This is a genomic window from Nocardioides sp. WG-D5 (genome assembly GCF_054031175.1).
In genome coordinates, this window is record NZ_CM132928.1 from 3,087,718 (window position 1) to 3,098,568 (window position 10,851).

Sequence of the window (10,851 nt, forward strand, 5' to 3'; positions counted from 1 at the left end):
GCTCCTCACTTCCGACCGCCGGAATACTCCTCCGCGCGGCCTGGTGTGGTGCAGCCGGTGCGCCTCGACCCGACTGGAGAGGCCGGCCCGACTCCGCGCCAGGCTCGGGGGCGTGGGTGGCGACGCAGCAGCCACGGGTTCTACGTGCCGGCCGACGTGGATGCCGATGCGCCGATGCAGCGAGCGCTCGAGGCATCGGTGCGGCTTCCCGCGCATGCGGCGCTGACAGGGTGGGCGGCGTTGGCGTGGATGCGATGCACGTGGTTCGACGGCCGCGACGCCTCCGGTCGACCCAGGCGGGTGACCGTGGCCGCCACGGCCCACTCGTTGGTCTCACGTCCCGGCATCACCGTGTGCGGTGAGCGACTCCTCCCCTCCGACGTCCAGGTGGTCGACGGCGTGCGAGTGACGATCCCGGTGCGGTCGGTGACCTTCGAGATGTGCTACGCCCGCGATCGACGGGCGGCGGTGCGAGCCCACGACATGGTGGCGTTCCACGACCTGGTCTCCATCGCGGAGATCGTCGCGTGGGCAGATGCGCACCGCGGCTGGACCGGAATCGCGAAGATCCGGGACGCGCTCCCCTTCCTCGACGAGAACGCGTGGTCACCGCCCGAGGTCGATCTCCGACTCGCGTGGGAGGAGCTCGGCATCCGTGATGTCGTGTGCAACCACCCGGTGTTCGACCGCGATGGCCGGCATCTCGCCACGCCCGATGTACTCGACCTGGAGGCCGGTGTCGTGGGCGAGTACGACGGTTTCTTGCACCTCGAGGGCAAGCAGCGTGCCCAAGACATCAGACGTGAGGAAGATCTACGCGGTGCTGGTCTGGAGTACGTCACCATGGTCTCCGCCGACCTGGGTGATCCGTCGGGATTCAAGGCTCGCACCCTGGCTGCACGGAAGCGCGCGCGAGCGGCGGCGGGGCCGAGACGTTGGACACTGGATCCGCCGGCATGGTGGACCTCAACCGTGACGGTGGCCGAGCGACGAGCACTCTCCAAAGACGAGCGCCGCCATCTGCTGAGCCATCGATGGGCGGCCTGAGCCGGTAGTCGGGGATCAAACGGTCGGTCTACTCGCGCGTAACCGACCGCTCGCTCCCCGACTACCCGGCGGTGCTACTGGCGGGTAACATTGCCCGCGTGACCGAGACTTCGTCCCCCACGACCACACCCGAGGCGTACGTCATCGAGCGTTCGGAAGGCACCAGCTTCACGCTGACGGTGGTCCGTGCGGCGGACCCTGACGCGGCGACGGTGCTCGTGGTGCCGGCGATGGGCATGCCGGCGGGCTACTACGACAAGCTGATCGTGGCCTTCGCCGAGGCAGGGATCAACGTCGGCCGGATGGAGCAGCGCGGCCACGAGGAGAGCGGCGGGCGGGTCGCCGGCTGGGGCTACGACTTCGGCTACGCCGACCTGGTCGACGACATCGCCGCCGCGGTCGACCGCCTCGGCGAGCTGATCCCGGCCGCGGCCGGGGCGACGTACGTCCTCGGGCACAGTCTCGGCGGCCAGGCCGCCAGCGCCTACGCGGCGCTCCACCCCGACCGCGTCGCCGGGCTGATCTACGTCGCGTCGCAGACGCCCTACTGGCGCAACTACGGCCCCGGCTTCCTGGTCGCGAGCCAGGCGATGGGTCTGATCGGCCGGGTCGTCGGCCACTTCCCCGGCACCCAGCTCAAGTTCGCCGGGCGCGAGGCGCGCACGCTGATGAAGGAATGGGCCCGATACGCCCGCACCGGCCGTCTCCGCTTCGGCAGCCCTGCCCGCGACCTCACCGCGGAGATGCGAGCGCTGGCGAAGCCCGCGCTCGTCGTCTCGATCGAGGGCGACTGGCTGGCACCCAGCGCGACGGTCGACGAGATCCACCGGCGGATGCCCGGGCTCGAGGTCGCGCGGGTCCACCTGGACGAGCCCGGCATCGACCACTTCAAGTGGGCCCGGAAGCCGGACTCGACGATCGCGGCCGTCCGGGAGTGGCTCGCGCGCTAGTCGCGTACGCATTTCCGCCAACCGGCGGGTCCACCTTTGATGCCGCCCGCGCGGGCCGGTAAGACTCGCCCTGAGACTGCGATCACACACCCCACCGCGGTCTCGGAAAGGTGAGGAAATGCCAGTCTTCGACGACGGCCAGAAAGAGACCGAGATCCCCGAGACCGAGGATGTCGTGACCACCGACGTGCTCGTCGTGGGTTCCGGTCCGGCCGGCGCGTCCGCCGCGCTCTTCCTGAGCGAGCTCGGCGTCGACAACATCATGATCACGAAGTACCGCTGGACCGCCAACACCCCGCGGGCGCACATCACCAACCAGCGCGCGATGGAGATCTTCCGCGACCTGGGTATCGAGGAGCAGGTGCTCGCCGACGCGACGCCGCACGAGCTGGTCGGTGACACCGTCTTCTGCACGAGCATCGCCGGGGAGGAGATCGGCCGCATCCGCACCTGGGGCACCCGCCCCGACCGCGAGGCCGACTACCAGCTGGCGAGCCCGTGCCTGACCGTCGACATCCCGCAGACCTACCTGGAGCCGATCCTGGTCCGCAACGCCACCGAGCGCGGCACCCAGACCCGGTTCTCCACCGAGTACGTCTCGCACGTCCAGGACGAGGACGGCGTCACCACGACCGCCCGTGACCGCCTGACCGGCCACGAGTACAAGATCCGGTCGAAGTTCCTCATCGGCGCCGACGGCGCCCGCACCCAGGTCGGCGCCGACATCGACCTCCCGCTCGAGGGCGCGATGGACATCGCCGGGTCGATGAACATCACGTTCAAGGCCGACCTCTCCGAGCTCGTCGACCACCGCCCCTCGGTCCTCTACTGGGTCATCCAGCCGGGCTCGAACGTCGGCGGCATCGGCACCGGCCTGGTCCGGATGGTCCGTCCGTGGGACGAGTGGCTGATCGTGTGGGGCTACGACATCAACCAGCCGCCGCCCGACCTCACCGAGGAGTACGCCGTCGGCGTGATCCGCGACCTGCTCGGCATGCCCGACCTGGAGCCGGAGGTGACCGGCTACTCGCTGTGGGGCGTGAACGAGATGTACGCGACCCACGCCCAGAAGGGCCGCGTCTTCTGCGCCGGCGACGCCATCCACCGGCACCCGCCGTCGAACGGCCTCGGCTCCAACACCTCGATCCAGGACTCCTACAACCTGGCCTGGAAGCTCGCCGCGGTGCTCCAGGGCTATGCCGAGCCGTCGCTCCTGGAGTCCTACTCCGCCGAGCGTGCCCCGGTCGCCAAGCGCATCGTCACCCGCGCCAACCAGTCCGCACGCGAGTTCGGCGAGCTCTTCGAGGCGCTCGGCGTCGTCGGTCTCGAGGGCGAGGAGATGGCCAGGGCCATCGAGGAGCGCAAGGCCAACACCCCCGAGGGTGCTGCCAAGCGGGCCGCCCTGGTCACCGCGATGGAGCGCAAGAACTACGAGTTCAACGCTCACGGCGTCGAGCTCGGCCAGTTCTACGAGTCCAACGCGATCCTCGCCGACGGCAGCCGGCCCGCGCCGACCGAGGACGAGGACCTCTACCACCGGATGTCGACCTCCCCGGGTGCGCACCTGCCGCACGCCTGGGTCGGTGACAACGTGGAGAAGCACGCGATGCTCGACCTCGCGCCCTACACCCAGTGGACGCTGATCACCGGCATCGCCGGCGAGGCATGGGAGGACGCGGCGGAGGCCGCCCGGACGAAGTTCGGGATCCCGCTCCAGACCGTCGTCATCGGGCCCGGCCGTCCGGTCACCGACCTCTATTTCGACTGGGCCAAGCTCCGCGAGGTCGAGGAGTCGGGCGCCATCCTGGTCCGCCCCGACAAGCACATCGCCTGGCGTGCCATGTCGCTGCCCGAGGACCCCGGCACCGCGCTGGGCGAGGCGGTCGCGACGCTGCTGGGCAAGGCCTGATCGTTCGGGCCGGGCGGGGGAATCGCATGAAGTTCACGCACGAGTCGCTGCCGCAGCGGGTCCGCTTCGCCACCGGCGAGGCGCCCGCCGCGGTGGCGGCAGAGATCGACGAGCTCGGCGCACGGCGGGTGATGGTCGTCGCCGGCGAGCGCGAGGCCGAGCTCGCCGCCCGGGTGACGGCCGACGTACCGGTCGCGCTGCGGCACGACGAGGTCGTGATGCACGTCCCGGTCGAGGTCGCCGAGCGGGCGCGCGAACGGGCGGCCGAGGCCGCGGTCGACGCGCTGGTGTGCGTCGGCGGTGGCTCGACCACCGGCCTGGCCAAGGCCGTCGCGCTCACCACGGGGCTGCCGATCGTGGCCGTCCCGACGACGTACGCCGGGTCGGAGGCGACCAACGTCTGGGGTCTGACCTCGGGCGAGACCAAGACGACCGGCGTCGATGCCCGGGTCCTGCCGCGGTCGGTCGTCTACGACGCCTCTCTGCTGACCACGCTGCCCGGCGAGATGACCGTCGCCAGCGGGCTCAACGCGCTCGCGCACTGCGTCGACGCGATGTGGGGCCCGCGGGTGGATCCGATCGACCAGGTCAACGCCGCCGAGGGGATCCGCGGGCTCGCCGGTGGGCTGCCGTTGGTCGCGGCGGACGGCGCGAGCATCGAGGGGATCGAGCAGACCCTCTACGGCGCCTACCTCGCAGCGGTCTCGTTCACGTCCGCCGGGTCCGGGATGCACCACAAGATCTGCCACGTGCTCGGCGGCATGTTCAACCTGCCGCACGCCCAGACCCACGCGGTCGTGCTCCCGCACGTGCTCGCCTTCAACGCCCCGAACGCCCCGGAGGCGGAGGCGCGGATGGCCGCGGCGTTCGGCGCGCCGAGCGCCGTCGAAGGGCTGGCGGGGCTGCGCAGGACGCTGTCGGCGCCGAAGGCGCTCGAGGACTACGGCATGCCCGAGGACGGCATCGCCAAGGCGGTGGCGCCGATCATGGCCGCCATCCCCGACAACAACCCGACCCCGGTCACCGAGGAGAACCTGACCGCGCTGCTGACCGCGGCGTGGTCGGGAGAGGAGAGCTGATGAGCGACGTATCGCCGGAGCAGGAGGCCGTCGAGCAGACCCTGGTCGACACCGTGGTCGCGTCCTTCGACGCCTGCGAGGACCCGCGCCTGAAGGAGGTCATGGTCTCGCTGACGCGTCACCTGCACGCCTTCATCCGCGACGTACGCCTCACCGAGGAGGAGTGGGGCGCGGCCATCGCGTTCCTGACCGCGGCCGGCCACATCACCGACGACGTACGCCAGGAGTTCATCCTCCTCTCCGACACCCTCGGCGCCTCGATGCAGACGATCAACATCAACAACGAGGCGTACGCCGACGCGACCGAGGCCACCGTCTTCGGGCCGTTCTTCGTGGAGGACTCCCCGGCGATCGAGCTGGGCGGGGACATGGCCTTCGGGGCCCCGGGCGAACCGTGCTGGGTCGTCGGGACCGTCACCGACACGGACGGAAAGCCGCTGGTCGGAGCCAAGATCGAGGTCTGGGAGGCCGACGAGGACGGGCTCTACGACGTCCAGCGAGACGCCGGCGCCCGAGCTGCGCGGGCGCACCTGTTCACCGACGCCGAGGGCGGCTATCGGTTCTGGGGGCTGACGCCCACGCCGTACCCGATCCCCGACGACGGCCCCGTCGGCAAGATGCTGGCCGCGGTCGGGCGCTCGCCGCTGCGGGCCTCGCACCTGCACTTCATGGTCACCCACGAGGGGTGCCGCACGCTGGTCACCCACATCTTCCCGGAGGGCGACCCGATCGGCTGGAAGGACACCGTCTTCGGGGTCAAGGAGTCGCTGATCAAGAAGTTCGAGCGGCAGGCCGCCGGGACGCCGACGCCGGACGGCCGTGCCGTCGACGGCACCTGGTCGAAGGTGCGCTTCGACATCGTGCTCGCGCCCGCGGGCGCCTGAAACGTCCCTGGCGTGATTCGGGCACAGGGGTGTTGCTCCGACACGTCAGGGACTCTCGGGACCTTCAGCGGGCCGGATGGACGACGTAGGTGAAGTCCTCGTGGAGCAGGACGTTGCCGGCGGAGTCGGTGATGGTGAGGTGGTCCGTCACCCGGGAGTCGGGTGGATACGGGTGGTGGTAGATGGTCACCTCGGTCCACGTCCCGCCCTCGGGGATGATCGAGCCGTTCACGTCGAGCCCGCCCGGCGGCGCCGGATGGTCCAGGGTGATCCGCAGGGTGCCGCGCACCCAGCCGTCGGTCCCCTCGGGAGTCAGCACCGGCTCGTTGACGGTGAACCGGTCCCCGGCCCGGAACGGCCGGATCTCCGGCCGCACCTGCATCACCCGGGCGGCGCTCTTCCGGTTTCGGGTGGCCCGGATCGTCACGTCGAAGGCAGGAAGTGACCCCACCGACGGCGCCGTGGTCACGGCCCGGAACGAGGCCGTACGCCGCCCCGCCGCGACCGTGATCGTCCCCGGCACGGTGACCCAGGACGAGCTCGAGGTCAGGCTCACGGCCAGGGAGGTCCTGGCGACGCAGTCCAGGGTGACCGTCCCGGTGGCGCTCTGGCCGGCGTGGACGTAGGCGGGCAGTGCCACGGCCGTCGGCACCGGCGTGGGGTAGCACGGGGTGACGGTGCGGATCAGCGTGGCGCGGCGTACGACCTGGCGGTGGACCGCCTTGACCCTGCCGCTGCTGCGGACCGTCGTCGGTGAGGTCCGGACGGTGACCGTGGTCGTGCTCCGGCCCCTTGGGACGTAGACGTACGCCGGCACGCGGATGCCGGTGCTCGCCCACAGCAGCACCTTGGTGCGCCTCGGGGTCCGGCACGTGAGCCGGACCGTGGCGGTGGTCGACTTGCCGCCGACCACGGTGCCTCTCGCGAGCGTCAGCGACTGGAGCGCCGGCCGGCAGGCCGCCTCGGCCGACGGCGTCGTCACGGAGGCAGGGACGGTGACGACCGCGGTGGCCAGGACCATGCCGAGGACGAGTCGGGCGAGACTGCGAGGCATCTTCGGAACGTAGCGAAACCGCCGGCACGTGCTCTTTGCTCGTGCCGGCGGTCCCTCAGATCAGGTAGCGGACTACTCCGCTGCGCTGGCGTCGGCTTCGGCTTCGGCCGAGGCGAAGCCGACCTTCAGCGAGTCGAGGATCGAGGTGATGCTCTGCTCGGCCGCCTCCTTGTCGACCCCGGCGTCGTGGAGGATCCCGGTGCCGTCCTCGTGCTCGAGGAGGGCGAGCAGGATGTGCTCGGTGCCGACGTAGGAGTGCTCCAGGCGGAGGGCCTCGCGGAAGGTCAGCTCGAGCACCTTGCGGGCGTCGGCGGTGAACGGGATCATCTCGCCGACCTCGCCGTACGGCTCCGGGGTCGCGGCGGTCGCCACCTCGCGAACAGCCTCCAGGGTCACGCCCTGCGCCCGGATCGCGTGGCCCGCCACCCCCTCCGGCTCGGAGAGGAGACCGAGCACGAGGTGAGGTACGCCGGTCTCCGCGTTCGCGGCCTTCCCTGCCTCCGCCTGGGCGGCGACGACCACCGTGCGGGCGCGCGGGGTGAACTTCGCGAACCCGGCGTTGGGGTCGAGCGACTGATCGCCGGCCTTCGGCACATACTTCTTCTGCGCCGCCTGCTTCGTCACCCCCATCCGGGTCCCGATCTCGGTCCAGGAGGCGCCGGAGCGGCGAGCCTGGTCGACGAAGTGCCCGATCAGGTGGTCGGCCACCTCGCCCAGGTGCTCGCCGACCACCATCGCGTCGGCCAGCTGGTCCAGAGGCTCGGACCGAGCCTTCTTGATCGAGTCGATCAGGGTGTCGAGGCGCACGGCCTTGAGGGCGGGGTCTGGGGTGCTGGTCATACGTTTCTCCTAGGTGATCGGAACTGTCGGGTCATGGCACGCGCCGGAGTGGGACCGCGATTCCCACCGTGACGGTGTTCAGCGTGAACGCGCCGCCGAGGTCGTCGATAGCCGCACCGACCGCCTCCAGCGCCGGCGCACACTGTTCGGCGGAGAGCCGGGTGAGGAAGCCCTGGGTCGGCACGAAGTCGAGCCACTCCTCGCGCGTGACGTCACGCGACCACGAGAAGCGCCAAGGCTCCGGCTCGGCGAACCCGCCGAGCTCGACGAAGCGCTCGCCGACCTGCCGGGCACCCGCTTCGTACGTCTTGTCCGCCTGCTTCATGGCGCCCAGGCCGAGAGGGAGGTCGGGAACGACCTGCCTCAGGCCCTCGAGAAGCGCATCGCCCACCGGCGCGGGCGGCTCGTAGACGTTCCAGAAGGCTGCGAACAGCCCGCCGGGACGCAGCACGTCCCTCACCTTCGCTGCGCCGGCAACGGGGTCGATCCAGTGCCAGGCCTGCGCCGCGATGACGGTGTCGAACGTGCGCCCCGCGGTGTCCCAGTCCTCGAACCGCGACTCCTCCACGGCGAGCCCGCGCGAACGTGCGTACGCCGCCATCCGCGCGTCCGGCTCGACGCCGAGCACGGTTGCGCCGACCGCCTGAAGCTGTCTGGCTTCGATCCCGGTCCCGCACCCGACATCCACCAGGTCGACACCTGGGGAGTGCTCCATGATCCGGGCGATCAGCTCGTCGGGATAGGCCATCCGGGCTCGGTCGTAGCGATCGACGTCGGCACCGAACGATTCGGCCATCTGGCGATGCCGGTGTGCGGGGCCGGATTCAGAAGTGACCATACGTCAACTCTAGGTTGACGATCGTGATGCGTCAACCTTTGGTTGACGCGCTCGAGTGCGGTTCCTCGGTTGCATCTGGTGGCCCCTCTGTCTAGTCTGTCTAGATGAAGGAGGTGGGTCGATGTCATGGCAAGTACAAGAGGCCAAGCAACGGTTCAGTGAGGTGCTTCGCGAGGCGACTGCTGGCGGCCCGCAGCTGATCACCAAGCACGGCGAGGAGATTGCCGTCGTGCTGAGCATCGATGACTACCGACGGATCGCTCAGCCACGACGGCCACTGTCCGAGTACTTGCTGGATGTGCCCAAGGGTGACGACCTCGATCTCGATCGCGACCGTTCAGACTTCCGAGAGCTTGACCTCGAGGGGATGGCGTGAGGTATCTGATCGATACGAATGTGGTCTCCGAGCTTCGGAAGAAGCGCCCTGACCCGGCCGTCGTCGCGTGGGTGAACGGGCTCGGAGCCGACGAGGTTCACCTGTCCGTCTTGACGGTAGGAGAGCTGCGGGCGGGAGCCGCTCGCCTAGCGGCACGAGGTGACGAGGTCGCGGCACAGGCGCTGACGGTCTGGATCGAAGGGCTCGTGGAGCAGTACGACGACCAGGTGCTGCCGATCACTGCCCGGGTCGCAGATCGCTGGGGCGAGCTGAACTCGGTGCGACCGCTGCCGGCTGTGGACTCGCTTCTGGCCGCGACTGCTCTTGAGCACGGGCTCACGGTCTCGACCCGCAACACCAAGGACTTCGCATCGACGGGGGTCGACGTTCACAACCCGTTTTCTGCCGAGGCTTAGCCGCGGAACAGAAGCGGGGCCGACCATCTCTGTGGATGGCCGGCCCCGCTGCGTACTCGCTTGGTCAGGCGTTGGAGATCTGGATCATCTCGTCGCGCGGGACGACCTTGATCCGCTCGCGGCCCTGGGCCTCGCCGAGGGAGCGCTCGTGGTTGTCGAGCTTCTCCCAGCCCTCGATGGTGGTGAACTCGACGCCCTTGCCGGACAGGTGCTCGAGGACCGCCGCCGGGGAGGCGTGCTCGGCCGGCTCGAGCTTGTCGAGGTCGTGGAGGAGGTTGTCGATGGTCTCCTTGGCGTCGGACTTGGTGTGGCCGATGAGGCCGACCGGTCCGCGCTTGATCCACCCGGTGACGTACGTCCCGTTGATGTGCTCGCCGTTGAGGCCGAGGACCCGGCCGCCATCGTTGGGGATGACGCCGTTCTCGCCGTCGAAGGGCACGTCGGGGAGTGCCTCGGAGAGGTAGCCGACGGCGCGGTAGACGGCCTGGACCGGGGTGTCGGTGAACTCACCGGTGCCGGAGACGGTGCCGTCGCCGTTGTATTCGGTCTTCTCGCTGCGCAGCGCGACCACGCGACCGTCCTCGCCGAGGATCTCGACGGGGTTCTGCATCATGTGGATGACGATCTTGTGGGGCTTGCCGGCGCTGGGGGCCTCCATGTACTTCAGGAGGATGTCGGCCACGAGCTTGGTCGCCTTGTGGCTCTGGATCGCCTTCTCGCCGGCCTCGTCGATCTCGAAGCCCTCCTCCTCGACGACGACCTCGACCGACGGGGAGTGGGAGAGCTCGCGCAGCTCCATCGGGCTGAACTTGATGTGGGCCGGGCCGCGGCGGGCGAAGACGTGGATCGTCTTGGCCGGGTTCTTCTTCAGACCCTGGTAGACGTTGTCGGAGACCTCGGTGACCAGCTGCTCGTCGGCGGGCTTGGCCAGCATCCGGGCGACGTCGAGCGCGACGTTACCGGCGCCGAGGACGGCGACCTCCTCGGCCTCGAGGGGCCACTCGCGGGAGACGTCGGGGTGTCCGGCGTACCAGCTGACGAAGTCGGCCGCGCCGTAGGACTGCGGCAGGTCGATCCCCGGGATGTCGAGCTCGCGGTCGGCCATCGCGCCGGTGGCGAAGATGACGGCGTCGTAGAACCGGTGCAGGTCGTCGAGCTTGAGGTCGGTGCCGAAGTCGACGTTGCCGATGAACCGGATGCTGTCCTGGTTCAGGACGCGCTTCAGAGCTTTGATGATCTCCTTGATTCGCGGGTGGTCAGGAGCCACGCCGTAGCGAACCAGGCCGTAAGGGGCAGGCAGACGCTCGATGACGTCGACGCGCGCACCAGGGTGCTCCTTCGTGAGGATGTCGGCAGCGTAGATGCCGGCCGGGCCGGCACCGACGATCGCAACGCGGATGTCACGCATAAGGGAGTTCAACCTTCCGTGGAGTACTAAGGCAAGCCTAAAGGGGGTCG

Annotated in this window: 11 protein-coding genes; 7 read left to right on the forward strand and 4 right to left on the reverse strand. The window is 69.7% G+C overall.

Translation table 11 applies throughout. The annotated features are described in order from the left end of the window. Positions 1–57 precede the first annotated feature (57 nt). From ACWZJV_RS15095 to ACWZJV_RS15115, 5 genes are all read left to right on the forward strand, one after another. Positions 58–1,047 (forward strand): hypothetical protein, encoded by a 990-nt coding sequence (locus ACWZJV_RS15095; protein WP_457176846.1) that lies wholly within the window; start codon positions 58–60, stop codon positions 1,045–1,047. A gap of 98 nt (positions 1,048–1,145) precedes the next feature. Continuing rightward, positions 1,146–1,997, forward strand: a complete 852-nt coding sequence (locus tag ACWZJV_RS15100; protein ID WP_457176848.1) for an alpha/beta hydrolase family protein — start codon at positions 1,146–1,148, stop codon at positions 1,995–1,997. A gap of 118 nt (positions 1,998–2,115) precedes the next feature. Further along, positions 2,116–3,906 (forward strand): FAD-dependent oxidoreductase, encoded by a 1,791-nt coding sequence (locus ACWZJV_RS15105; protein WP_196876017.1) that lies wholly within the window; start codon positions 2,116–2,118, stop codon positions 3,904–3,906. A 26-nt stretch (positions 3,907–3,932) separates the two neighbouring features. Beyond that, positions 3,933–4,985: a maleylacetate reductase gene (locus ACWZJV_RS15110; RefSeq protein ID WP_457176850.1), complete on the forward strand. Its 1,053-nt coding sequence runs from the start codon at positions 3,933–3,935 to the stop codon at positions 4,983–4,985. Next, entirely contained in the window at positions 4,985–5,869 is an 885-nt protein-coding gene (locus ACWZJV_RS15115; RefSeq protein WP_008355777.1) for a dioxygenase family protein, read from the forward strand. Before ACWZJV_RS15110 ends, ACWZJV_RS15115 begins: the two co-directional genes overlap by 1 nt. Positions 5,870–5,933: 64 nt before the next feature. Here ACWZJV_RS15115 and ACWZJV_RS15120 read toward each other — a convergent pair whose 3' ends face one another. From ACWZJV_RS15120 to ACWZJV_RS15130, 3 genes are all read right to left on the reverse strand, one after another. Further along, a complete protein-coding gene (locus tag ACWZJV_RS15120) occupies positions 5,934–6,923 on the reverse strand; it encodes a hypothetical protein (RefSeq protein ID WP_457176852.1) in 990 nt (329 codons plus the stop codon). 72 nt (positions 6,924–6,995) lie between these two features. Beyond that, complete coding sequence (locus ACWZJV_RS15125; RefSeq protein ID WP_457176854.1) at positions 6,996–7,763, reverse strand: Clp protease N-terminal domain-containing protein; 768 nt, start codon at positions 7,761–7,763, stop codon at positions 6,996–6,998. A 31-nt stretch (positions 7,764–7,794) separates the two neighbouring features. Next, positions 7,795–8,601 carry a class I SAM-dependent methyltransferase gene (locus ACWZJV_RS15130; RefSeq protein WP_008355782.1) on the reverse strand — a complete coding sequence of 269 codons (807 nt, stop codon included), beginning with the start codon at positions 8,599–8,601 and terminating at the stop codon, positions 7,795–7,797. 121 nt (positions 8,602–8,722) lie between these two features. On the opposite strand from ACWZJV_RS15130, the gene ACWZJV_RS15135 reads away from it, so the two are divergent. Both ACWZJV_RS15135 and ACWZJV_RS15140 read left to right on the forward strand, forming a co-directional pair. Then, positions 8,723–8,977 (forward strand): type II toxin-antitoxin system Phd/YefM family antitoxin, encoded by a 255-nt coding sequence (locus ACWZJV_RS15135; protein WP_008355785.1) that lies wholly within the window; start codon positions 8,723–8,725, stop codon positions 8,975–8,977. Beyond that, positions 8,974–9,393, forward strand: coding sequence for a type II toxin-antitoxin system VapC family toxin (locus ACWZJV_RS15140; protein WP_008355787.1), 420 nt, complete (start codon positions 8,974–8,976; stop codon positions 9,391–9,393). Before ACWZJV_RS15135 ends, ACWZJV_RS15140 begins: the two co-directional genes overlap by 4 nt. A gap of 64 nt (positions 9,394–9,457) precedes the next feature. Here ACWZJV_RS15140 and ACWZJV_RS15145 read toward each other — a convergent pair whose 3' ends face one another. Further along, positions 9,458–10,801, reverse strand: a complete 1,344-nt coding sequence (locus ACWZJV_RS15145; RefSeq protein ID WP_008355789.1) for an FAD-dependent oxidoreductase — start codon at positions 10,799–10,801, stop codon at positions 9,458–9,460. Positions 10,802–10,851 lie beyond the last annotated feature (50 nt).